The organism is Rickettsia bellii RML369-C, assembly GCF_000012385.1.
GTDB classification, from domain to species: Bacteria; Pseudomonadota; Alphaproteobacteria; order Rickettsiales; family Rickettsiaceae; genus Rickettsia; species Rickettsia bellii.
This window is the reverse complement of record NC_007940.1, coordinates 619,648-644,811: the sequence shown is the minus strand read 5'-3', so window position 1 is coordinate 644,811 and position 25,164 is coordinate 619,648. Positions and strand designations below refer to the sequence as shown.

The following is a 25,164-nucleotide window of genomic DNA, read 5'->3' as shown; positions in this document are numbered from 1 at the left end:
TACCATAAAATATGAGCTTTAATAAAATTTGTTTTGGATTTTAAATATGCTATATTCAATATAAAAACGATATTTATGATTTCTGATATTTCTTTTTTACAGGATTTTGCTGAGTTTATTGTAAGTAAATTTGGTAAGGAAAATTTGCGTAAAGAACTCAAAATAATATTGCCGAATAGCCTTTCTTGCACCAAGTTAAAGGGGCTTTTGACTGATAATTATAATGTGCAAAATTTACCTATTATTATCCCATTTAATGCTATTATTTCAAAAAAAGATTCTTCAGAAGATTACATGTCTAAAATGGAAGAATTATTTACCCTATCAAAAATAATTACCGAATATAAAAAATTAGATTTTACTCCTGAGGAAGCATTAAAAGCTGCCGGAATTTTAAACAAGCTATTTGCTGATTTAGTAAATAATAATGTCGATATAAAATTGATTGAGACTTACAATAATTCAGAATATTGGCAGAATATTTATAAATTCTTAGAATATAGTTTTTTAAAATGGCAAAAAAACGAAAAGCAAAGTAGTAATAATTATAAATTAAAATTGCTTTTGGAAGAGATAGCAAGAACCAAAAACAGCTGTAAACAGGTAATATTAGCCGGCATATTTAAGCCTGATTCTTTCTTAAAAAAATATGAAGAAGAACTGCAAATAATTAAATATAATGAGATAAAACTAGCTCACAATAACATATATTATTATGAGCCTACGGATATTTATGAAGAAGCTGAGCAGATAGCTCACATATGCAAGCAGAATGCGGATAAAAAAATAGCTATTGTTATAAATAACAATAAATTGAAAAGGATATATTGTAACTATTTAGATAAATATGAGTTAGTGTTTGAAGATTTAATAGGCAATGATCTCAAGCTGACAAATGTAAGTAGCTTATTAATAGCTATTATAAATATATTATGTAATAATTTTGATTTGAAACTTTTATTTTTACTACTTAAAAACCCTTTAATAAACTGCACTAATATTCAAGAACTTGAGTTATTATTGTCAGGTAAAAATCGTTTTATATCTTCGCCAAAATATCTACTACAATTACAATTTGATAATGAGGAACTAAAAATTTATTGCTATAATTTAGTGGATATTTTATTTACTACAAAACCTTATAATATCAAGGATATATTAGTGCTTTCTAAAGAAATTTTTGAGAAGATTTTACCGGATATTTGGGAAAAAGAGGGAGGAGCTGAGCTATCAGAGTTCTTAAATAATTTAACAGAGTTTAGCGGTAGTATAAACGTCAGTAAAAAAGATTTTCCTAAAATTTTTGCTTTATTACTTTCTAACGTTAAATATTATAAAAATATTGAATCTAAGATAATTATCGGTTCACCTGAAGAACTTGCTTTATCTCGTTTCGATTTAGTTATATTACCACATTTTAATAGCGATAATTGGAGTAATACTACCACTACTCACCCTTATTTAAGTAAAGAAGCAAAGCAAATATTGAATATAGATTATGATGAAATTACTCCGAAATTATACTCAAATTATTTTGATTTGTTATTACAAAATGAAGAAGTAATCATATTAAATGCAAAAAAATATGCTGGAAAATTATCCACTCCTTGTAATTTATTTTTAAAGTTATCAAACAAAAATGTCATCCCGAATAAAAGTGTCATACCGCAACTTGATTGCGGTATCTCTGGAGTTATATTTCTGGATTCCACTACAAGCACGCAAGATGACATAGAACAGGCGGCACATAGTACTTTTTTCCCAAATATATTATCTGTAACGGATATAGAAACTTTAATCAGGAATCCATATGGTTTTTATGCTAAGAAAATCCTGAAGCTACGCACTCAAGATAAGATATGGGAAGAGCCAAAAATATCAGATTTCGGGAACTTTATTCATAAGGTTCTAGAAGAATATTCAAAAAACTATGACCAGCAAAATATGCTTGATCAACAGCAAGCTTTGCTGAATATTGGCAATAATATTTTACATAGCACTATTCTACCGACATATACAAAGAAAACTTGGCAAACAAAACTAACACTACTTAGCAAAGCTTTTATTCTATTTGATATGGAACGCAGAAAAAATTGTCAAAAAATCTATTTTGAAATTAAGGGAGAGCTGAACTTAAATATAGCAGGACAGAATATAAAAATCATCGGTATAGCTGACAGGATTGAAATCAGTAAATCAAACTGCATAACTATATTAGATTATAAAACTGGTACTATCCCAACCAAAAAAGAAATAGAACTAGGACTTTCACCTCAGCTTATTATAGAAAGTTTGATGATACTCGAAAACGGCTTTAATATATCTCATTCCTACGCTCCCCTATGTCATTCCTGCGAAAGCGGGAATCCAATTGAAAACATTACCATTGCCTACGTAAAAATAACTAGCACCGAGCCTTATGTACAAACAACAGAAATAAGTTTAAGCATGGAAACACTAGAAAAACATAAACAAGGATTAATAAGGCTGCTTGAATATTATGTTAAAAACAAGTCCTTTGTTTATGATTTGGATATGTCAAAATATAATGATTATTTGCATTTGAGGGGGTAGTATTTGTTATTATGATGAAAGCGTTATTACATAAATCAAACACTGTCATCCCCCGCAACTTGATCAATAGCACCGCACAGTTTTTGTTTTATGTCATTCCTGCGGAGGCGGGAATCCAGAAAAAAAAGAATAAATACAGTAAATTTTTAGAGCTAAAAGCTCGATTTATCTCGCTTTATGCTAGATTCCTGCTTCTGCGGGAATGACATCGCATCCATGCAACAACACGTGCCTCTCCTTATAATGACTTTCACACTATTTAACTAGATATAAGCACCATCATGATCAGGAAATAGTGCGAGCAATACAAGATAATTACCATCTCTATATGCTGTGCCACGATATTTTTGTGAAAATCTAAATGAATATACATTATTACCTTTTGATGTTGTTTTTGAGGTAATTAATTCCCACCTTATACCTTTATCTTTATATAATTCTTCCCATTCTAATTGTTTGATTTTCTTTAAAGTAATAAGTAAAGCACGTTGCTCTTGCTTTTCTATGCTAAATAATTGTTCTTGAAAAACAGGATAATTCATATCTAGTAATATTTTAGTCATTTTGTACCAAATCTACTATTTCATCAAAATTTTCATGCCTTTTATTTGTTTCTGCCCATTTTATAGCTCTATCAATTATCTCATTGTTATTTTTATTATAAAGCCACATTTCATTATCAGGAATAAATTTACCAGGTTTAATTATTATAGTACCATCTATTAACGTTAAAACTTGGATTTGCTTACCAGCATATTTTTTCCCAAGTGATACCTGCCCGTTAGCTCCAACTTGCTTTATTGTTTCTATGTGACTTTCTGCTATCATAATATTTTATTTACAAAATTCCTATTTTCCTATTTTCCTATTTTCCTATTTTCCTATTTTCCTATTTTAGTATATTTGTGTGTATAAAGCAATAGGAGTTATCACAAATCCATTATCAACTTAAATTTTTCACCATTACCGATAATTTTACTATCCGTGTTATAAATAATTGGATCATTGATTTTCTCATGACCGAATCTATCAGTTTTAAATACCGGTACTTTTAAATTATTTGCAAAATTACGCAGCACTAACATTGTGAGTTTAGAATCTTTATCAAACGTGCCAAATATTACAGCCTTAATATTTTCAAGTAATCCAGCTTGTTTTAATTGGATTAAAGCACGATCTAACTGATAAGGAGCTACATTTATATCTTCTAAAAAAAGAATTTTACCAGCGGTTTTTATTTGCCATCTAGTCCCTATACTACTTAACACCATAGTTAGGTTACCGCCGGTTAGCTTGCCGCTAACAAGTTCGGTTGGTTTGGCTACATTGTTAAGAGCCGCTAAATCATTTATGACTGCTTGTTTTACTTTACCTTGCAATATTTCAGCAAGTTTTATAAAGTTACCTTGATCTTGTTCAGGTTTTAGCAAACCAGCTACATTAGTACCATGTATTGTTTTCCATCCCCATTCTTGCGATAAGAAAAGGTGCAAAGCCGTTATATCACTATATCCTATAAAAAATTTTTCCTTATTTGGTTTTGAAAGTTTTAATAAATCAGGAATTAATCTTGCTGACCCGTAACCACCTCTTAAACTCCATACTATATTGCTAGATTCATTATATAAGGCATCTTTCAAACAATTAAATCTTATCTCATCAGTACTTGCTAAAAATGGTAAATCACCTTTACTAAGGCACTTAGTCGGCATATTTAAATTAAGAGTTTTGATATTTTTTAAATCGGATAAAGTTTTGTTATCAGCACCTGAAGCCGGTGCAACAACATTAATTGGAATATTTTTTAATGGTTGGGGTATTGTAGCTTGTGAAAAAACTGATAATGAAGAAAATAGTAATATTAATGAAATTAGATTTTTAAGTTTCATGATATTTATTATTAGAGTTTTACTATTATGTCATACCTAGCTAGAGCTTGCTCTTTTGTATGGCTTTAAAAAGGCACTCGATATCATCTAGTTGTTTGGGAACTAGATCTAGAAAATAATAAAAAATACTAATTTTACTAGTATTTTTAACTGGATCCTGTGAATAAATCACAGGATGACAGGAAGAACTGATACGCCGCTGGAATGACGACGTAAGGCAAGGCTTATGATAGAATTTTAAGCTGAAAAATCTAAATAAGAATACTGATCACCACCCATAATATTCATTTCTTCACTTTTAAATTGATCAATATTAAAACCAAGATACTCTTCAAATATATCACTTGTTCCTATTCTTTCGGATATTGTATTTATATCATCAAAGTTTTTAGAACCTTTAAAATAATCATAAGCTAACTTCAATGTTACTTCTTTTTTCATAATTTCACTAGTTTCAGATGGTAACATTTTTAAAAGAAGATCGAATTCTTTTGTATTTTCTTTATATAGTAGCTCTAAGAATTTTTTAAATTCAACTTCTTTACCATTAATAAGCGTTACTTTTCGATCATTTGTTTGCTGTGTCGGTACAGTAATATTATATTGCTTAATATTATCATCAAGTGCATTTTTAGTATTAGCATTAAGTTCAGATACTAACTTTTGATATAAATCTGGATTATTTTTAGCTTCCAAAACTTCTATTATTTTCTTAAATGCCTCAACTTGATCTGAATTACTGCCAGTAGTGCTTGTCAACCAATTCCATTTAAAAGGTTAAGTACTCTCCCCACTAGATGGAACTTTAAGGTTAGCGTGTTCATCATCATACCCTATTCCAATTGCTGAAAGTTTCCCTTTATAAAAAGCTATATCCTTGCTTAATTCATTACGGGTTTCCTTAACCACTTCTATTGCTTGATCCCTAACTCTTTTTACTTCTCTTTCTATTTTTTTAAAGAATTTTGGCATAACTTTCTCCTTAATTTACTAATTATATACCCGCACCATACTCATATTTTATGATTATGTCAAACAAAACATTAACATAAATTAACTTTTTGATATATCACAAGCGTGCAAATCCTGTTTAAACTTGAATGTATTATTTTTATTCAAAATTGTACGATAAATTTGAATATTTTCAAGAACTCTTTGAACATAATCTCTTGTTTCTCGGTAAGGTATAAGTTCCATCCAATCAATAACTTTTCTCATATCCTTTATATTCCTTGGATTACCAAATCTATCTATCCATTTTGCAACATTGTGACTGCCAGCATTATAAGAGGCAATCGATAAAATGTAAGATCCACGATGATCACCCAGTAATTGTTTAAAATGATGAGTACCAAGTTTAATATTATATGCAGGATTTCTAGTTAAATCTGCTATACTACATTTAAGACTTATAGATTTAGCGGTTTCACACGCAGTTTTATCAATAAGCTGCATTAAACCCTTAGCATTTGCACTACTTACCGCTTTATGATCGAAAACAGATTCTTGCCTAATAATCCCATAAGCTAAATGAGGATCAATAGGAAGCCCTGCCAGATTATAAGGGGTTGGGAAAGCACAATTCGGAATAAAAATATTATTTTGAGCAGCAACTTTTGCCACATCAACCATATAGTGCGTATTATTACACGCTTTAATAGTGTCAAGAATTACTAAAATTTCAGCAGGGTTTTTAGTCTCTTTAATAGCAGCTTTAGAATATATAACAGCTAATTTATTTTTATCATATTTAACTAATAATCTTATTGCTTTAATAATATCTTTATTTTCAATACTCTTTCTTTCTTCATTACTAACTATAGGTACAGGAGGCAATACTAAATTAGTTTTATTTAACTCAATATTTGCTACCTGACCATAAAAGGTAAAAGAGTATTTAGCAGCCTGTTCGTAAAATTGTTTAGCAGTTTGTTTATTGCCTTTCGCTTCATAACTTCGTCCTAACCAATAATACCCACGTGCTAAACTAATTGGAGTTTTAACAATTTTGATAAATTTATTAAAATGTGCTAATGCCTGATCAGGCTTCTTTAAAAAGCTTAACGACAACCAGCCAGCCATCCACTCCTGTTCTCTTATCGTTTCAGGACAGGTAGCAAAAGGCAATGATGCTATTTTATAACTATTAGCAAAATCTTTATAATCGATAAACTCACGAGCATAGTAGAGCTGTAAGCGACACCATTTAGCAAAATGCTTACGATTATTCTTTGCTTTCTTAAATAAAGTAATAATTTCACCAGTGGGTTTTTGCTTTTTCTTAGAATCTAAATAACGATATAACAGACCAGAAGTATAATATTTTTCAGGGACTTTTCTGAAAAGCTTTTCAGCATTTGGTGATTTATTTATAATAGCAATTTGAGTTCTAAAGGAGTTTTGATAATTACGATCTACATATTTTAGTGATTGCTCAGCTGATCTAATATCAGATTTCCAAAGATGTTCTTCTATTCGTTCTAAATGATCATTTGTGGTTAAATATTTCTTCCATCTGCTATAATATGCACTTTCTTCTTCAGGACTAAAATCAGCATATATCCAAGCATCTTTAATAATAGGTAATAATATTTTTTGATCATTAACTAAGCTACTCGCAGCTAATGCATAATATTTATAACCTTTACCAGTAAGGGGTGGATGCTTACTAAACCATTCAAAAATTGTTTTTTTATTTGTATTGTTATTTAAGTATCTTTCTGCTTTTTCTTCTAATAGCCTACCTTGAGACCAATTTGGATTATCGCACAAAAACTTAATTACTTGCTCAAAGCTATTATTTGGATAATCGCTATCTAAAAATCTTTGCGAAACAACAATTTTTGTTAAAGCTTTGTTATTTAACTCCTTAGCTAACTGCTCTGCCTGTGACCAATTTTTTTGATCCATATATAAAAAAACTTGCTCAATATTATTGTCAGGCTCAGCAAATACTTTAAAACTTGCTACTAATAAGAGCAAAATAACAATTGATAATTTTTTTATTATTTTCATATTTTTTAAATATATTAAGTTTTTCCTGTCACCCCATGATTTATTCGACATTGCCAGCGTGGATCGAAAAATGTCCTATATGTCATTCCTGCGAAAGCAGGAATCCAGAAAAAAAGCATAAATACAGCAAATTTTTAAAATTAAAAGCTCAATTTATCTTGCTTTATACTGGATTCCTGCTTTCGCAGGAATGACATCGGAACCACGCAATAATGCCCGCTCGCAATGACGATTTGGTATCCACGCGGGGCAAGCCTTAAGCGGGAATGATATTGGAGCCATAAGCAACTAGATGACAATTAAATATTTATAGTTCTTTTATCCACCCCAAGAGCTGCTTCTCTGATTGCTTCGCTTAAAGTTGGGTGGGCGTGGCAAGTTCTTGCTATATCTTCCGCAGCTGCACCGAATTCCATATAAGCCGTAAGCTCGGCGATTAGAGTTCCTGCATCAGCCCCGATAATATGAGCCCCTAAAACCTTATCTGTTTTACTATCGGCAAGAATTTTTACCATCCCTTCAGTTTTACCTACTGCTCTTGCCCTACTATTGGCTAAAAATGGGAACTTACCCACTTTGTAGCTAACGCCTTTTTCTTTTAATTGCTCTTCAGTTTCACCAACGCTTGCTACTTCAGGGGAAGTATATATTACGCTTGGGATCAGGTTGTAATTTACATGACCCGCCTGCCCTGCCATAATTTCAGCGGCAGCTATCGCCTCTTCTTCAGCCTTGTGTGCAAGCATAGCACCTTTTACAGCATCACCAACTGCGTAAATATTTGGTACAACAGTTTGGAAATGCTCGTTAATCTCAATTCTACCTTGTTTATCTGTAGCAATGCCGACAGCTTCAAGACCTAAATTTTGTGTGTAGGCTTTTCTACCGACTGCCATAAGTACTACATCCGAAGTTATTACAGAGCTTTTACCCTCCTCTTCTATTGTAAGGTTAACTTTACCGGATTTTACTTCTGCAGATAATACTTTAGTCTTTAGCTTAAATTCTATCCCTTGTTTCAGCTGAAGCTTCATAAATTGGCTAGCGACTTCTTTATCAAGCATTGGTACAATACTCTCAGCATATTCTACTACTGTTACTTTAGAACCTAGACGCCTCCAAACAGAGCCAAGCTCTAAGCCAATATAACCGCCACCAACTACTATTAAATTTTCAGGCACTTTTGAAAGCTTTAAAGCACCCGTCGAAGAGACAATAAATTCTTCATCAATTTTAATATTTGGGATTTCTATTACACTAGAACCGGTAGCAATTAGGATATTTTTAGCCGAAATCTGCTCACCGTTTACTTCAACGATATTGCTAGATATAATCTTAGCTTCGCCTTTTATTCTAGTAATTTTATTTTTAGCAAATAAACCATCTATACCTTTTGTAAGGTCTGAAACCACTTTATCTTTATTAGCGAGCATTTTTTGTAAATCTAGCTTCACTTCCGCATTAATACCAATATTCTCAAAATGCTTTAAAGCTTCTTCATATTTCTCAGAAGAATTAAGTAGTGCTTTAGAAGGTATACACCCTATATTTAGACATGTACCACCAAGCGTATCATTTTTTTCGATGCACGCTACTTTCATACCAAGTTGTGCGGCTCTTATACTACCAGTATAACCAGCAGGACCGCTTCCTATTACTACTAAATCAAATTCTTGCATATATACCTTATAAATATTATCAATAACTGTATGTCCTTTATGTCATTTCAACATCCACGTCATTGCGAGGAGCATAGCTTTGAGGCAATCTTAAGGACACTTGACAAGATTGCTGCGTCAATTACTTCGTAATTTCCTCGCAATAACGCATACACAACTCACAATAACAAACCCACCTTAAACCCTAAAAATACAGCATTCTAGTTCTTATAACAACTTTAATCTTATACTATTTTTACTAGGTGAAGCAATAAAACTAATTAAGGTAATGTTATCTTCAAAGCCATTTTTGTAATTTTGTAGCAAAGAATACATTTTTTTAGAAATAGCATAATTTTGACGCAGAATTAAAGAATTTGACTCGCCTATATTTTTTATCTCCCTCATTAACTCTAACGGATTATCAAATTTCAGCTCTATATTTTCGTAATCAACAATTACTTCATTGAAGCCTGCTTGTGATAATAAAATTGGAACATGATCGAAATGAATAAAAGGAGAGATATGAGGGGAATGTTGAGAGCTACTTTCTATCTCAAACTCTATTAAAGATTTACGTAAATTTTGAAGGCTGCTACCTCCAATAAAATTACCGATAAAAACACCATCATTTTTTAGGAACTTTCTTATATTAAACAAAAAACGCTGTACGTCATTTATGGAGTGTAAGCCTAAGGAATAAACTATTAAATCGAATGAATTTTCTGGAAGTTCTAAATGCTCCTCATCAATACATAACTTATTATCATGCTCAAATGAATCAAGCAATAAAGGCGACATATCGACGGCAGTAATTTTAGTACCCCTATAAACAGTCTTTAATAACTTAGTTAGATGACCGCACTTAGCAGAAATTTCTAAAATATCAGAAAATTTTTTATCGATCATTTTCAAACGATCAATTAGATCGTCTGCTGCCTGGTTTATAAACAAGCTGTTACTAATTCCAACTACTGCATTATTGCGGTTATTTTTTATATTTACTCTATTGAATATATAATTCTCTCAATCTATTTTATATTTTTCTTTCATTTTCTTTTCTAAAATTGCTTTTTCTTCTACCATCCAATTGATAATAGGTAGCTCACCATTTATGAGATCCTGAACACGCTTTCTCTTTCTTGCAGTATGAATATCATCACCACTAATTCTTTCTATTATTTCAAAATTCTCCTTAATACCTTTAATTTGGATCTGATCATTAGGTAATGAAACCTCTAATTCTTTCTTTTCTATAGATTGTTTTTTATTTTTTACTAATGAGTTACTGTAATCATAATTTTCAGAAATATTTACCAAAATTTTATTTGGTATATCCTCTAATTTCTTATCTTCTGCTAAAACTTTATAGCTACTTAAACATAATAATGATGCTAATATAAATTTTCTAAACATAGGACATACCTGATTATATTGATTCTATTAAAATAAATTAATAAGCGTAGAATGCAAGTATTAATGACTGATTAATTATTTATTATATGAAAGTAACACAGCATTATCATAATATCTTTCATTTATAATTTTCACTTTTTAATCCTAACTAGTCTATTATTATGGTAATTTTTTAGCTTTATTCTGTTAAAGATATAGTTATCTCAATTCATATAATTCGGTTTGCCTATTAAATAATTAAAACTACTTATATCATTTCTATTATTCTGTAAAAAATTTTCTTGATTTCTTATAATATTTGGATTTAGATGTCTTAATTGCATATCTTCTAAAAGTTTTTTTTGCATTTTTATACTTAGATTTTCGCTCAAAATTTCTTTTGATCTTTCAGAATCAAATTGAAATAAATTAATTTCTTTGTTTGATACTAAATATCCACTACCTTGTTTAAAATGTTCTGAATAGATAGGTTTTAATTTTTTCTCTTTTATGTGCTGTTTTCGCTTTTCTACTAAATCGCTATCACTACAATTGTAATTTTCAGAAATATTTATCAAAATTTTAGTTAGTACACTCTCTGATTTCTTATCTTCTGCTAAAGTTTTATAACTATTTAAACATACTAATGCTACTAATATAAATTTTCTAAACATAATACCTACCTATTATATTGAATTTATTAAAATAAATTAATAAGTACAAAATGCAAGTATTAATGAGTAATTAATTATTTATTATGTGAGGGTAACACAGCATTATTATAATATCTTTGTTTATAATATATTCTATAATTTTCACTTCTTATATTATTATACAACTGTTCTTGCTGTTTTTTAATTTGATAATTTAAGGAGTTAGGCTTAATATTACTGGTTTGAAAATTGTCTTCACAGAATTTTAAAAAACCTGATATTAATGTTTCTACTCTTTGAGCGTCGGTTTTTCTTTCACTAAATTGCATAGAAAAATTGCTAGGGTTATTATGATCTAAATAAAATTTTCTATATTCTTCATAAATTTTATTTTCTTTTTTAACCTGTTTTTCTGAAAAAGAAAATTTTCTTTCAAATAATTTATGTATTTCGGTGCAATCACTCCAGGGCAATTTTATAGTTTCTTGCTCTATTACTATATCTTGAGTAGTTTCTGTAACTTGAATATAGTTAAAATCGGCATTAATTTTTACTGCACTTACTAATATTACAAAACATATTATGGATTTAATATTCATAAATTTAGTTAATTTTAACTGGGATCGGGACCATAATACTACTTTTATATCTTTTATTACTAGTAAAAAATGGCTTTTTCTGAACTTTATTATTACTGACTACAGCCTTATTTACTAAAATATCCTCACTATTATTTAAGTAACCATGCAATGATGCTTTATAAAGTGCCATATTACTTGCTATTTTTACTACATCCTGTTTATATTTAAAACCCAAAGAATGAGTAGCTGAATGATAATGGGCTATAGCTTTATGCCAGTTCTTAAGCTGATCATACTTTGAACGTAGAAATTCTGCACCATAACGAATATTATTATTTGGCTCAAACGCTTGGTCAAGAGAGTTAAAAGCCCCTAAATGATGCCTTAAGTTAATCTGCATACAGCCAACATCGATGCTTTCACGTCCTCTTATAATTTCTTTTCTTACAAAATTTACTGCCTCTCTTTTAGTATTAAAGTAATAACCTTTACCCTCAACATTAACAGTCCAAGGCCATACTACTCTTAGGTTACGAGTTTTATGTTTTTTACCTGACTCTTTTAAAGCAATTGAATGAAGCGTGTTAGACGGGATATTAAATTTTTTTTCAAAATAAGGGAAAAGTTTGGAACATTTTAAAGACTCAGCTATTTCAGGATCAGCAATAGCTATTGATGAAAAGAAGATATAAGGAATTGTGAAGATCAATAGCTTAACAAACATTTACCCTAAATTATTTTATTATTTTTGGATAAATTAACGTAACATAACTTTTCTAATTAAGCAAGAAAAGTTATATTACAAAAGACTAAATAATTATTCTAGATTATTGACGCCTGTGTTGCTTTCTACTTCCCCTAAGGTTTTTAATACTTGCTCTAATTGTTCTAATTCAGAAAATGGATTTGTTAATTCGACTTCAAGTATTTTTGTATTATTACTTAAGGTTAATTCTGGCTGCTTATAAAATATCTCTTCACCTGATTCAGTAGGTTTTACAATGTCAAATCTTACCTTAAATTCTAAACCCAATCTATATTCTTCATCGCCACAAATTCTATAATCATTAACTATGATTTTAAATATTTCTGCTTTCGTTGGATCGTTCTTAGTTGTGTATAAATCTTGAACAAAATATTCTAATATTTCCTTTAACTTTTCTTTAACTTCTATAATGTCTTCTTTTGATTTTTCTTTAATCTGCTCTAATGATATTTAGATATCTTGAAACTTTTCTTCTCTGTTATCAATATTATTTTTATTGCTAGTAAGATCTATAATCTCATTTATTATATCTAAATAATTTGTAAATTTGGGCTTTTTATTATTCGCTGTTGCTTTTTTTAATATGCTAATTAAAGACTCTCTCACAGAACATATCCTTTTTTAAATTAAGTTTAAATTTTAATACCACAAAATATGGTATTAATTTTTGGAAATGCAATATATGAACATTATTAAGATTTGTCAATAAAACAGATAGGTTAAAAAAAATTTAGGAGTTTTTAAGACATAAAGTAAAATGCCATAACTCTCTTTATAAGACAAAAAAAGTTATGACATTTAATAATTTTAATTATTATTAGCTATGATTACTTATTATATCACATGCAAGACCAATTAATTCGTTTGCATCTGCATCACTAAGATCGCCTGTTATATGAGGAGCAATATCAAATAGCGTTTCTATATTATAATCTACTGTTGCAGCAAGATTTTGTGCCCTAGTTGGTAAATCTGTATTAGCTTCACTTTGAACATTAGGTTGAGAGTTAGTATTTCGAGGATCACCTATTACATCAGGAGCTATATTAGCTAACCCCTCAAGATTACCACCTGACGCATCTACAAGATTCATCGCTTGAGTCAAAAAGTCCATAGCTGTTCTACCTTGATGATCAGCATTTCCTCCAGAAATTTGAACTCCCCAATTAATTAGCGTTGCTAATTGATCAATAGGCATACCTAAAATATCGCTTTCCATACTTGTAGCTCCTGCTTCTTCATCGCCATTTATAGATTCCACTTCTTCATCATCAGAACTTAACTCAGGTGGATTTTCTTGTTCCTGAACTTCAAGGGTGTTAAATTGCACTCCCAATACTACAAATTCACTATCTTCAACAAGTGCTTCATATTCTTCATATGCTTTCATTACAGTTGGATATTTTTTATGGCTATCGGAATAGCAAATAAACCCTCTTCTTTTTTATCTGCTTCTTCTAATAACATATTAAATATTTTAGACTTGAGCGGGTCATTTCGAGTTGCTTGTAAATTTTGCAACATAAGATCTAATATTTTTTTACCACCTAATATATCTTGCTTACCATCCCAGCCTCTACCTAAGCTTAAATAAGTTACTCCTTTCCCTTGAGCTTTTTCTAATATTATTGATAAGGTTTCCCACACATGATTAGCATTTTTACCTACTGCTTCCAATTCAAGACCAGCTTCTGCAAATTTAATAGGTAATGTATAAGGTATTGTGCTATTTACAGAATTAAATATAGAAAAACCTGTTCCCTCAACTGTAGGGTTAAAGTTTTTTACTGCTTTAGCAAATAATGGGCTATTTTTAACTATCTCAGGTAACTTTTGAAGAGCTTCAAAACCCCCAAAGTCATTAAGACTCCATTCTTTATCATCTCTAACAATTTTATCTAAATTTTTTTCAAGGTCATGAATTGAATATTGCTGCATATTTAAATACTCTTTATGTTTATAATTAAACTTAGTAACAAAACCATAAAATATGGTTTTGTTAATTTTTGTAAAGGTACAATATTTTAATTTATTAACATATGTCAAGAAAAAACCATAAAACATGGTAATTTATTTCGTATTTTTACCACATTTTTAAAAAAATAGCTCACTTTAAACTACATTATTAACAAAAATTCATAATTAACTATAAAATTTAATTATTATTAATAAATAGTAATTTATTTATAAAGGCATTTATGGCAGAAAATGAAACTTAGCAACTATCTTCTAAATTCTTTAATATCCTTAAAGATACTGATCTAACTAAAAATGCAAATATTCAAGCTTCAAGCGACAATTTAGCTAATTCTATTATAAATATTAATAAGGAATTAAATTCAGAAACAGCTACAGCTTATTTAAATGAAATAGAAAAGATCAACAAAGAAATTCCTGACTTTAAAGAAAAAAAGCTAGCTCAAATGCTAACAGTTATAAAAGATACTTTACCATCTATTCAAAACCCTGATGTAAAAGAAATTTTAGATATACCATTAATTGAATATTTGGCAGAAAAACAATCTAAAGAATATAATCAAGAAAAAGAAAATTTTGAAAAACGAGGAAAAGTTGCCCCAAAAGCTGTTTCTGATCTTATACGTGATAGAAGGGTTGCAAATGTTCAAGAATTTAAAAAAGAGGCTGATAAAAGTGAGGGAGTATCAGGAGGCTATATAGCAGATGAACAGGCAACACATAACACTTTTATGCTTAAACGGTTTTATAAGAAAGGAGCAGAGGTAGAAACAACTCAACAATGGATGGATCGAAATGACGCAGTGCGTGAATTAATCGGCGGTAATATGTATGAGCAATTATTATATAATCGTGCTCCTAAAGAAGAGTTAGTAACTGGTTATGCAAATTCTAAATTGCCTGATTTTGTTTCTAAAATTTTATACGTACGTTCTAAATTTTTAGAGAATAGCGAACATTTAGGAGAGATATTAAAAGAAACTAATGTACCAAAATTAGCAGGCTTTGAAAAAGCTATTGCCGCCTCTCATATATTAGGTGAATCGGATTATCATACTCAAAATTTAATGGTTCAAAATAATAATACTGTAGTAAAGATTGATCATGGAAGATCTTTTATGAATTTTAATAAAGATTTTACCTCAATGCTTCAGGATGCAAATGAAAAGTTTGAACGTTTTGGATACAATGAAAACATAGAAAAAGGACAATTAACATTTAATGTTAAGGAATATAGTAAATCACTAAATCAAATGCTTAATCAACTAGACAATAATCAAATCGATAATATAATTGACCAAAAAGTAGATGAGTTAGTAAAAAATGGATTTGATGCTAAAGGAATATGTCCAGGTAAATTAGATATAAAGGGATTAGATACAAGTGTTATTTTTAATAACGAACAAGAGCTAAGAAAATATTATAAAGATAATATTAAAGAAAATCTTTCCAATATGAAAGAAATAGCAAAAAAAGTTGATATAGTGGCAAAATATAGTAACCCTTCACCAGATTTTGAAAATGGTAAATGGTTAAAAGATATGGCTAATTCGCCTATGCAAGATCCGGTAGCGTATGCCGCACATAATGATATTCAAATTGAAGGCAAAAACGCCTTGCAGTGGGCACATGAAAATAACTATAAAATTGAAATACCAACATCAGAAGTAAAAACTGAAAAAGTAACAGAAAACCAATGGAGTAAAAATGCAAACGGAAAATGGGAAGAAACTCCAATAGAAGTAGAAAAAAAACAGAAAGAATACCGATCTATAGATCCTCTAAAATATATATTGTCTAGAAACCAAGTTGCAATATCAAAATCAGAAAAAGAGTTTCTAAATCAAGCTATAAATTTAGGTATAAAAAACAATTTTGATGAATCTTATAAAGAAAATACACGCTTTAAAGATAATAGTATAGTTAAAAACCTTAATAAAGAAGATAAAACCATTACTAACGAAATTGAAAAATTAGCTCAGAAATTTGTAAAAAATAATTCAAAAAATACTATAACAACAGAAGCAATGGAAAAATTATATGATGATACGCTTCAGATAATGAAAGATAAAAAACTGCTGACAGATCAAGATATAGCAACTATTAAAAATGATAAAAGCTTTAAAGAGAGAATTAAAAATACTACAGAATTTATAAATAATGAAAACAAATTTGATATATCAAGAACCGATAAAGTCTATTATAAATTAGCAAGATTTTATAAAAAAATCGGTTTTAAAGGGATAGCAAATGACCTTAAAGCAAAAATCGATCCTGAAACATTAAATAAGATCAATAAATTTGAAAATGTACAAAATATTACATCAGATATAAGAGAAGTATTAATGAATAATAGAAGCGGAAAAGAGGGAATTCAAACAGCAAGACTTAATAAAATGAATATAAAATTAGATATCCAACCAAAATTAAATACCAAACCAAAAAATCGCAAACAAGAAAGTACTCAGAGATAATTGATATATATAAATTGGTAATTGACTGATTGGACAAAAAAGTTTATTATCACCTCAAGTTAAATATAGTCAGGACATGTATGAAAGTCGTTAGTTCGTTAAAATCATTGAAAAAACGTGATAAAGATTGTCAAATCGTTAAAAGAAGAGGCAAAATTTTTGTAATAAATAAAAAGAATAAAAGATTTAAAGCAAAACAAGGTTAAATATTTTTAAAGTATAGATAAAATGGCGGGACACTCAAAGTTTAAAAATATTCAGCATCGTAAAGGTGCTCAAGATAAGAAAAGAGCAAAAGTTTTTACAAAATTAATCCGTGAGATAGTTACTGCCGTCAAAGCTGGCTCTACAAACCCCGATAATAATCCACGTCTTAGAACTGCTTTAGCCACTGCTCGCAGCCAAAATCTTCCTAAAGAAAGAATTGATAAAGCTATTAATAGTGCTAATGATTCCGCTAATAATGAAAATTATACAGAAATTAGATATGAGGGTTATGCACCCGGCGGTATTGCTATAATAGTTGAAGCTTTAACTGACAATAAAAATCGTACTGCTGCTGAGGTACGCTCCAGCTTTACTAAATATGGCGGCAATTTAGGCGAAACCGGTAGCGTTAATTTTTTATTCAAACATTGTGGAGTCATTCAATATCCTCTAGAAATTAGCTCAGCTGAAAATATTTTAGAAACTGCAATAGAAGCAGGAACAGATGATATAGTTTCAGATGAAGTACTACATACTATATACACCGATATTGAAAATTTTTCTAAGGTCTTAGAATTTCTAACAGATAAATATGGCACTGCTGAAGAAGCTTATATAGGATGGGTTCCTTTAAATACAATAATTATTGATGACAAAGAAAAAGCTGAAAAGCTTCTAAAGCTTGTTGATCTTTTAGAAGAAAGCGACGATGTGCAGAGAGTTTTCGGTAATTACGAATTATCAGATGAAATTTACGAGATTTTACAAGGCAGTGATGAATAATATGCAAATAATTATTTTAGCAGCTGGCAAAGGCAGCAGAATGGAGTCTGATTTACCAAAAGTAATGCATGAGGTTGGCGGCGTTCCAATGCTTGAAACAGTGTTAAATAATTCTCTTAAAGTAACTGATGATGTAGTTATAGTTTATTCAGAAGATTTAAAAAAATATTTGACACCTTATGAAAATATGTGTCGTTTTGCCTTACAAAAAGAGCCTAAAGGTACAGCTCATGCTACTCATGCAGCAATAGATTTGATTGATGAGAATAAAACTATTTTAGTATTATATGGTGATCACCCATTTATTACTCCAGAATTAATGAATGAATTAGTAGAATACCTAAATTTTAGTAATGCTTCATTAGTAACATTATGTTTTGAAAGAGATGATCCCGCTTTTTATGGTAGAATCTCCATAGATCAAAATGGGGAGTTTTTGGAAATAATTGAATATAAAAATGCTACTGAAGAACAAAAGAAAATAAAGCTTTGTAATTCCGGAATTATGGCATTTAATCCTGGAATTTTAAACGAATATCTACCTTTATTTGCTAATGATTCTAGGGATAATAAAGAAGTTTATTTAACAGAACTGGTAAAATTGTGTAAAGATAATGGAAAAAAAGTTTCTTATTTATTATCTGATAATCATGATTTGATTGTCGGTGTTAATACTAAAAATGAGCTTTTGGAAGCTAACAATATTTTTTCAAATAATAAATAATAAATTAAATTCGTATTTTAGATGGAAACCGCTTTCTATCTTTAATACTCATTATTTATGGATAGATGGCCGAGCGGTTTAAGGTGCACGCCTGGAAAGCGTGTTCACGGCAACGTGTCGGGGGTTCGAATCCCCCTCTATCCGCCAGCTAATAATTAAAACTAATAATATATATAATTAGCACTTTTTCTTTTCTAAAGTCTTTATTTTCTTTTCTCTCTACCGTTATATATTCCTAAAAAAATTGGTATACGAATATACAAAACTCTTCATTATTTTGAATCTCTATTCGATTATATTATTGATCTAAATAAAAAATTTTAACCTCCGGTAAAAATTCCTATTGACTTTTATATAAAAAGGTATAAGTTCTTTACAATTTAATTTTTTGTAAAGGATTTATGCTAGGTTACGCAAAAGAGCAAAGAAGTTTAACAAGAGAGCAAAAGAAAGCAGTAGGTTTATTATCTATAGGCACGTTTTTAGAATATGTAGATTTCATGTTATATATTCATATGGGAGTACTTTTAAATGAAATATTTTTTGCTCCAACTTATAGCCCTTATTCTGCTGCTCTTTTAGGTGCTTTTTCTTTTTCTGCTCCTTTTATTGTACGTCCAATTGGAGCACTCATTTTTGGATGGATAGGTGACCGCATAGGACGTAAATCTACAGTTATTATTACTACTTCAATAATGGCAACTTCTTGTTTAATAATTGCTAATCTTCAATCATACGCTCAGATTGGTATTACTGCTTCAATAATTGTGATAATATGCCGTATTCTACAGGGAATGTCATCAATAGGCGAGATAATAGGAGTAGAACTTTATTTTACTGAAACTATAAAGCCTCCAAAAAGTTATCAAGTAGTAGGTTTAATTGGGATCTTTTCAGTATTGGGAGGAACTGCTGCCTTGGGGCTTGCATCTTTAGTTACCTCTTATGGCTTTAATTGGAGGTTAGCTTTTTGGGTCGGAGCTGGTATTGCTTTTATAGGAATGGCAGCAAGAACTACTTTACGTGAAACACCTTAATTTGTAAATGCAAAGCGACGCTTGACAAATATATTTAATCATGTAGACGAAGATCCAAGCGTTTTTTTAAAAAATCCTATATATAATGAAAATATAAGCAAATTAACCTCATTATTTTTATTATTTATAGATTGTATGTGGCCATTATGCTTCTATGTAGCTTACATATATTGTGGTGACATTCTTAAAAATTCTTTTAATTACAGTACCGAACAAGTAATTCATCAAAATTTTTATGTATCTATTGCTGAAGTAGGAAGTTTAGTTATATTAAGCTATTTAAGTTATAGAATACATCCTTTAAAAATTCTAAAATACTTAAATTTTACATTTTTTGCTTTTGCTTTAATTTGTCCATATTTAATATTTAAGGCAACTACACCTTTTGAATTATTATTAATTCAAATAACCATTATTTCTTTTGGTACTAGTCGTATGATAGGCGTACCTATCTTCTTTAAACATTTTCCTGTATTTAAACGTTATATTAGTGTGAGTGTTATCCATGCATTATCACGAGCATTTGTATATGTTATCACTTCATTTGGTCTAATATATTTAAATATTGATCATTGGGGGCTTATAATTATAATGACTTCAGCCAGTATAGGTTTTGCTTTAGGAATAAATCATTTTGAAAAGCTAGAGAAGAAAAAGTCTGAAAACTATAGTTATGACAAGAATTTTGTAGATTCTGGGCAGTCTGTAAGTTTGACTTGAGAGAATTTAGTTTAAGGCAATATTTCATCAATTTTGCTTCAATTTCAAATAATTCGAGATAACTAGCTAAGACTATAAAGTTTTTTAAAGTTTCTGTAAGTATTTTTATTTGTTTCTCAGGTGATTTAGCACCTAAGGTTTGTACGTTATGGATGCGGTCAAATAGCTTAATTAATACTGTGTCGTATCTTTTTTGTTTAACTAATATATTCAGACTTTCTTCAGCGGTAATTTTTCCATATGGTTTAACTCTGGTCAAGCCTTCTACATGCTTTGCCACTTCTTCCCCAAAGATTTTGGCAATCATTTCTTCAGTTAATGCCGTATCTTCGATAGTATCATGAAGTAGTGCCGCTTGTATCATTACAGATGTGTAAAGCTTAGGTACTTCTGCGGCTGTAAACTCTGCCACCATAATTGCCACTTCAATCGGATGAGAATAATAAGGATCGCCTGACTTACGCATTTGCAAGCCGTGATATTTACGGGCATAATATATCCCTTTTTTGATTTCTTCTAAATTTATTGGATTTACTACTTTAGTATTTAAATAGTGAAGTTTATCGAGAAGTTTTTTAGCATAAATGCATTCTTCAAACCTTTCTTTCCAAGAGCTTAAATCTTCCATAAAAGTTTATTTTTAGTTAGTTAAAACAATTTTTGTAGCAGCTTATATTCAAAGTAAAAAGTTATAATAATAAATATTTTTTAAACTTTATGTTGCAAAATTCAGTCATAACTTACTTACAGAAAAGAATTTAAAAAATACACTTCACATAAAACTAATATAACAAAACTTGACAAAAGCCTTACTTAAGTCTAATTTATAGTCATGGGAAATTCATATTACGTATCCAGAAAAATAATAAAAAATGCTATGCATTTTACTGGATTGCTTCGTCGAAACTTTCAGTTTCTTCTCGCAATGACGGGAAAAAGCAATCCATGTGGGCAACGCATTACGTACCATTCTCCTCATTAATCAAGACCATTAGCTACTTAAATATCTTTTTATATAAGTGACCATAACATTAGACACAAAACAAACCAATTTATTAGAAGAATTAAGCCAAATAGCAATAGAGCTTAATAAACCTAAGAGCTTACTTAAATTCTTTAACAAAACTAACCTTAAAAGCGGAATTTATTTATTTGGTCCGGTTGGCACAGGTAAAACTATGTTGATGAATTCTTTTTTTGAAAAGCTTAACGTGCCAAAAATAATTATTCATTATCAAAATTTTATGCAGGATATTCACAAAACAATGCATAAATTACAACTGGAAAATCAGAAAGATATCGTCCCCAAAATTGCTAAAGATTACGCTAAAAAAACTAAAGTACTTGGGATAGATGAATTTGAAATTAAAGATATAACCGATGCAATGATAATCGGTAGATTATTTGATGAGCTAATAAAACAAAATGTTTTCATTTTCATAACTTCTAACTCGCAGCCTAATAATTTATATAAGGATGGGCTGCAAAGAAATTCATTTTTGCCGTTTATCGATAAAATAAATAACGAATTTTACGTTAAATATCTTGATAATCACCATGACTACAGATTTGATAAGGCTTTAAATGTTAAAGGCGATAGGATTATTTATCCTCTAACACTTAAAAATCAAGATAAGTTCCAAAAAATTATTGCAGATATTAGTGATAATAATTTTATTCCACAAACTATTGAAGTTTTAGGCAGAGAAATATCCTTTCAAAAAGTTCATAAAAGAATATTAATCACTGATTTTAATGAACTATTTACAAGAAATCTTAGCTATATTGATTATGTCAATATTTGCCAGAAATTTAATATTATTATTGTACAGAATATGCAAATTATTCCACCTGATAATACTAATTTAGCAGTCAGGTTTATCAACTTTATTGATAACGCTTATTTTTATAAAATTCTACTCTTTATGAGTTTAGAAGATAACCCTAATAAAATATATCAGGGATCAGCAAGAACCGAAGAATTCAAACGTACCGTCTCAAGGTTAAATGAAATGAATAGCGAGGCTTACTTATTAAACAACGATTTTAGGAATTAGATTTCAATTTTTTATTTATCTAAATCATTAAAAAATTTCATAAATTTATTGATATCTATTTTTATATCATCTTCTAAATGTTCTTCAGTTGTTTGATCTACGTAATAAGGATAATAATCGCATGACATATAATTTGCCATTCTCTTATAAAAACTTCTTGGAGGATTTGTACCGTGATCAATTTCCACGACTTTACATTTAGGAGTTGCAAAAATAAGATTGGCAAACCCTGAGCCGTGTATCCCGATTATTATTTTTGCCTTATTAAAAATTTGAGCTTGCTCATGAGGGGAAAGTAGCTCTAAATATATTACTTTAAAACCAATTTTCTCTATTTCTTCTATTAATTTTTCTTCATTGATTATTTTTCTACTAGAAGCGTATTTACGTGAGATATATATTTTATCATAAGTTTTTATATCATCCTTATTATTTTTAAGAAAGATATTCCTTAAATCTTTTTTTAACCAAAAAGGTAAAGCTGTACCTTTTACAGGAATAAACGGTACAGATGGGACAATTAAGTTAGAAGCTTGAATTATACAATCACTATTTACTACTAAAAGCTTATCTTCACTTATATTTAAATAATTTAATACTACTTCTAGTGATTTAATTTGCCACTGATATTTTAAATTATTAACATAAATACGATCATACTCAAAGTTTGATTCTTTTAATATAATTAATCTAGGCAAAACTTGCAGTAGCCAGTGATACCAATTTTCAGAGCCAGGAGATGAAATTACTGCTAGCTTTCCTTTAAAATATAATGGATTTTCTTCGTTAATATCTCGTTTCTTATTCACTAAACGATGTTGATCACCTGTGCTTGTTTGAGTATCTTGCAGAATATAACCTTCTTCAGTTAAAACTCCGCCCTCATTAATTACTACGCCGTTTGGTAACTCTAAAATAAACTGACTAGTATTTTTTTCTTCAAGTAATTTTTTGATTTTTATATTAGAAGATTCTAATGATTTGACTGCAATGAATTGATGGTTATTATTTATTGCATAAATATTACTAGTATAGAAAAAGTAAAAAACTATAAATATAAAATATTTTGTAAAATTTAACATTTTTATTATTGTACTTTATTAATGACAGGGGTTTTAAATCCTCTTAAAAATTCTTCAATATTTAAGACTTTTTTACCCTCTTGCTGAAGTTTTTTTATCATTAATATTCCTTTTCCACAAGCTATTTCTAAATTTTTGTTAATAATTGTCCCCGGGGTAAAATTATGTTCTTCATCTGAATATTCTGCTTCAAGAATTTTGATCGTTTTATCATTATATTTAAAATATACTCCTGGCCAAGGGTTCATACCTCGAACTTTACAATTAATAGAAAAGGCTGAATCTTGCCAATTAACTCTACCCTCTTCTTTAGTTAATTTATGAGTGTAAGTAACACCCTCATTAGATTGAGGTTTCGGCACTATCTTATCGATATTTGCAAGCGTTTTAATTAACAGTTCTGCACCTAAATTAGCACATTTATCATGAAGCTCTTGCAGCGTGATTTTCTTAGGTAAGTCAAAATCCTCTTTCATCAATATATCACCCGTATCAAGCCCTGCATCCATCTGCATAATACATACACTGCTTGTTTTATCGCCCTCTATAATAGTACGCTGTAAGGGAGCTGCTCCTCTATGACGAGGTAAATCAGACGGATGAATATTAAGGCAACCATATTTCTTAGCATCTAAAATATTTTGCGGAATGATAAAACCATATGCAATAACGACTATTATATCAGCATCAATATTATTAATTAAGTTTGCAGCTTCTTCATTACGAAGCGTTGTAGGAGTATAGACAGGGATTTGAGCCTCATCAGCTAATTGATGTATAGGAGATTTAGTTTCACTAAGCCCCCTACCCTTAGCTTTAGGCGGTTGCGTAAAAGCTGCAACAACTTTATGATTTGAATTTATTAATTTGGTAAGAGCAGGGACAGCGAACTCAGGCGTCCCCATGAATATTATCTTCACACTATATTTTTTTTGAGTTTTCTAAGCTTACGAAGAGCTATATCGCGTTTCATACTACTTAGGTAATCGATCATTAGCTTTCCTTCCAAATGATCATACTCATGTTGAATTACTCTTGCAAGCCAATCATTAGCTTCAAGTTCTTGCGGTTTGTTATGATAATCTAAATATCTGATTTTTATAGATTCTGATCTTGCTATCTCATAACGTTGTTCAGGTACTGAAATACATCCTTCGTTAGCTATAACAAGCTCTTCTGATTTTTCTATTATTTCAGGATTTACAATAAATAATGGATAGAAATCTTTTGGTCTTTTAATCGGATCATGATCTTTTATATCAATTACCATGATGCGTTTTAATACCCCAACCTGCACAGCAGCAAGCCCTCCCCCATCTTCATGGTACATAGTCTCGACCATATCATCCATAAATTTTCGGATTTGGTTATTAACCTCTAGAACGGCTTGAGATTTTTGTTTTAACCTTTCATCAGGCACTGTAACGATAGGCAGTATTGACATATTTTTCCATCTAATATTTAATCAATTATATCACAAAACCCTTAAAATGTAAAGAATACTCAAAATAGCACAAATTTTATAGTAATGTAGATAGACGAAGATCAACTTGGAAAAGAGCAAGTAGACTG

General features: G+C 29.8%; 27 protein-coding genes and 1 tRNA gene. 8 read left to right on the top strand and 20 right to left on the bottom strand.

Annotated elements, in window-relative coordinates; genetic code table 11:
- Positions 1-75 precede the first annotated feature (75 nt).
- Positions 76-2,574: a PD-(D/E)XK nuclease family protein gene (locus RBE_RS03055; protein ID WP_011477253.1), complete on the top strand. Its 2,499-nt coding sequence runs from the start codon at positions 76-78 to the stop codon at positions 2,572-2,574.
- A gap of 263 nt (positions 2,575-2,837) precedes the next feature.
- On the opposite strand, the gene RBE_RS03050 is transcribed toward RBE_RS03055, so the two are convergent.
- The 16 genes from RBE_RS03050 to RBE_RS02980 form a co-directional block, all read right to left on the bottom strand.
- On the bottom strand, positions 2,838-3,137 hold the full coding sequence (locus RBE_RS03050; RefSeq protein WP_011477252.1) for a hypothetical protein: 300 nt from the start codon (positions 3,135-3,137) through the stop codon (positions 2,838-2,840).
- Positions 3,130-3,402, bottom strand: coding sequence for a hypothetical protein (locus RBE_RS03045; protein WP_011477251.1), 273 nt, complete (start codon positions 3,400-3,402; stop codon positions 3,130-3,132). The genes RBE_RS03050 and RBE_RS03045 overlap by 8 nt, the downstream gene beginning before the upstream one ends.
- 101 nt (positions 3,403-3,503) lie before the next feature.
- Positions 3,504-4,463, bottom strand: a complete 960-nt coding sequence (locus RBE_RS03040; protein ID WP_011477250.1) for an LD-carboxypeptidase — start codon at positions 4,461-4,463, stop codon at positions 3,504-3,506.
- A 237-nt stretch (positions 4,464-4,700) separates the two neighbouring features.
- Positions 4,701-5,222: a hypothetical protein gene (locus RBE_RS03035; RefSeq protein ID WP_011477249.1), complete on the bottom strand. Its 522-nt coding sequence runs from the start codon at positions 5,220-5,222 to the stop codon at positions 4,701-4,703.
- A gap of 18 nt (positions 5,223-5,240) precedes the next feature.
- Entirely contained in the window at positions 5,241-5,435 is a 195-nt protein-coding gene (locus RBE_RS03030) for a hypothetical protein (RefSeq protein WP_012151795.1), read from the bottom strand.
- Positions 5,436-5,516: 81 nt separating this feature from the next.
- Entirely contained in the window at positions 5,517-7,478 is a 1,962-nt protein-coding gene (locus tag RBE_RS03025) for a lytic transglycosylase domain-containing protein (RefSeq protein WP_011477248.1), read from the bottom strand.
- A 299-nt stretch (positions 7,479-7,777) separates the two neighbouring features.
- Entirely contained in the window at positions 7,778-9,157 is a 1,380-nt protein-coding gene (gene lpdA, locus RBE_RS03020; protein WP_011477247.1) for a dihydrolipoyl dehydrogenase, read from the bottom strand.
- Positions 9,158-9,364: 207 nt separating this feature from the next.
- Positions 9,365-10,153, bottom strand: a complete 789-nt coding sequence (locus RBE_RS03015) for a methyltransferase domain-containing protein (RefSeq protein ID WP_081423319.1) — start codon at positions 10,151-10,153, stop codon at positions 9,365-9,367.
- 9 nt (positions 10,154-10,162) lie between these two features.
- Positions 10,163-10,552, bottom strand: a complete 390-nt coding sequence (locus RBE_RS03010; protein ID WP_011477245.1) for a hypothetical protein — start codon at positions 10,550-10,552, stop codon at positions 10,163-10,165.
- 203 nt (positions 10,553-10,755) lie between these two features.
- A complete protein-coding gene (locus tag RBE_RS07525) occupies positions 10,756-11,205 on the bottom strand; it encodes a hypothetical protein (protein WP_011477244.1) in 450 nt (149 codons plus the stop codon).
- Positions 11,206-11,279: 74 nt separating this feature from the next.
- Positions 11,280-11,783, bottom strand: a complete 504-nt coding sequence (locus RBE_RS03000; RefSeq protein WP_011477243.1) for a DUF2532 domain-containing protein — start codon at positions 11,781-11,783, stop codon at positions 11,280-11,282.
- A 4-nt stretch (positions 11,784-11,787) separates the two neighbouring features.
- Complete coding sequence (locus RBE_RS02995; protein WP_011477242.1) at positions 11,788-12,489, bottom strand: lytic transglycosylase domain-containing protein; 702 nt, start codon at positions 12,487-12,489, stop codon at positions 11,788-11,790.
- Between the two features lie 93 nt (positions 12,490-12,582).
- Positions 12,583-12,798 (bottom strand): hypothetical protein, encoded by a 216-nt coding sequence (locus RBE_RS02990; RefSeq protein WP_012151789.1) that lies wholly within the window; start codon positions 12,796-12,798, stop codon positions 12,583-12,585.
- A 183-nt stretch (positions 12,799-12,981) separates the two neighbouring features.
- Positions 12,982-13,137: a hypothetical protein gene (locus tag RBE_RS08865; protein WP_187145751.1), complete on the bottom strand. Its 156-nt coding sequence runs from the start codon at positions 13,135-13,137 to the stop codon at positions 12,982-12,984.
- 211 nt (positions 13,138-13,348) lie between these two features.
- Positions 13,349-13,921, bottom strand: coding sequence for a hypothetical protein (locus tag RBE_RS02985; RefSeq protein WP_011477241.1), 573 nt, complete (start codon positions 13,919-13,921; stop codon positions 13,349-13,351).
- On the bottom strand, positions 13,921-14,469 hold the full coding sequence (locus RBE_RS02980; RefSeq protein WP_143549761.1) for a hypothetical protein: 549 nt from the start codon (positions 14,467-14,469) through the stop codon (positions 13,921-13,923). The genes RBE_RS02985 and RBE_RS02980 overlap by 1 nt, the downstream gene beginning before the upstream one ends.
- Before the next feature lie 485 nt (positions 14,470-14,954).
- Between RBE_RS02980 and RBE_RS02975 the strand changes: the two genes are divergently transcribed.
- The 6 genes from RBE_RS02975 to RBE_RS09585 all read left to right on the top strand — a co-directional run bounded on the left by RBE_RS02975 (position 14,955) and on the right by RBE_RS09585 (position 19,733).
- Positions 14,955-16,982: a hypothetical protein gene (locus tag RBE_RS02975; RefSeq protein ID WP_011477239.1), complete on the top strand. Its 2,028-nt coding sequence runs from the start codon at positions 14,955-14,957 to the stop codon at positions 16,980-16,982.
- An 80-nt stretch (positions 16,983-17,062) separates the two neighbouring features.
- Positions 17,063-17,188, top strand: coding sequence for a type B 50S ribosomal protein L36 (ykgO, locus tag RBE_RS02970; RefSeq protein ID WP_004998227.1), 126 nt, complete (start codon positions 17,063-17,065; stop codon positions 17,186-17,188).
- A gap of 22 nt (positions 17,189-17,210) precedes the next feature.
- Positions 17,211-17,972 carry a YebC/PmpR family DNA-binding transcriptional regulator gene (locus tag RBE_RS02965; RefSeq protein ID WP_011477238.1) on the top strand — a complete coding sequence of 254 codons (762 nt, stop codon included), beginning with the start codon at positions 17,211-17,213 and terminating at the stop codon, positions 17,970-17,972.
- Positions 17,965-18,696, top strand: coding sequence for a sugar phosphate nucleotidyltransferase (locus tag RBE_RS02960; RefSeq protein ID WP_041804643.1), 732 nt, complete (start codon positions 17,965-17,967; stop codon positions 18,694-18,696). The genes RBE_RS02965 and RBE_RS02960 overlap by 8 nt, the downstream gene beginning before the upstream one ends.
- A gap of 59 nt (positions 18,697-18,755) precedes the next feature.
- A tRNA-Ser gene (locus tag RBE_RS02955) sits at positions 18,756-18,843 on the top strand.
- A gap of 254 nt (positions 18,844-19,097) precedes the next feature.
- Positions 19,098-19,733 carry an MFS transporter gene (locus tag RBE_RS09585; RefSeq protein WP_011477236.1) on the top strand — a complete coding sequence of 212 codons (636 nt, stop codon included), beginning with the start codon at positions 19,098-19,100 and terminating at the stop codon, positions 19,731-19,733.
- A 586-nt stretch (positions 19,734-20,319) separates the two neighbouring features.
- Here the strand turns inward: RBE_RS09585 and RBE_RS02945 are convergent.
- Positions 20,320-21,081 (bottom strand): HD domain-containing protein, encoded by a 762-nt coding sequence (locus RBE_RS02945; RefSeq protein ID WP_011477234.1) that lies wholly within the window; start codon positions 21,079-21,081, stop codon positions 20,320-20,322.
- A 391-nt stretch (positions 21,082-21,472) separates the two neighbouring features.
- Between RBE_RS02945 and zapE the strand changes: the two genes are divergently transcribed.
- The gene (zapE, locus tag RBE_RS02940; protein WP_011477233.1) at positions 21,473-22,510 is read left to right on the top strand and encodes a cell division protein ZapE; all 1,038 of its coding nucleotides are present in this window, start codon (positions 21,473-21,475) and stop codon (positions 22,508-22,510) included.
- 11 nt (positions 22,511-22,521) lie between these two features.
- On the opposite strand, the gene RBE_RS02935 is transcribed toward zapE, so the two are convergent.
- From RBE_RS02935 to def, 3 genes are read right to left on the bottom strand one after another with little or no spacing between them, the layout of a single operon-like run.
- Entirely contained in the window at positions 22,522-23,592 is a 1,071-nt protein-coding gene (locus tag RBE_RS02935) for a glycosyltransferase family 61 protein (protein WP_011477232.1), read from the bottom strand.
- Between the two features lie 5 nt (positions 23,593-23,597).
- Entirely contained in the window at positions 23,598-24,512 is a 915-nt protein-coding gene (gene fmt / locus RBE_RS02930) for a methionyl-tRNA formyltransferase (protein WP_011477231.1), read from the bottom strand.
- The gene (gene def, locus RBE_RS02925) at positions 24,509-25,036 is read right to left on the bottom strand and encodes a peptide deformylase (RefSeq protein WP_011477230.1); all 528 of its coding nucleotides are present in this window, start codon (positions 25,034-25,036) and stop codon (positions 24,509-24,511) included. The genes fmt and def overlap by 4 nt, the downstream gene beginning before the upstream one ends.
- Positions 25,037-25,164 lie beyond the last annotated feature (128 nt).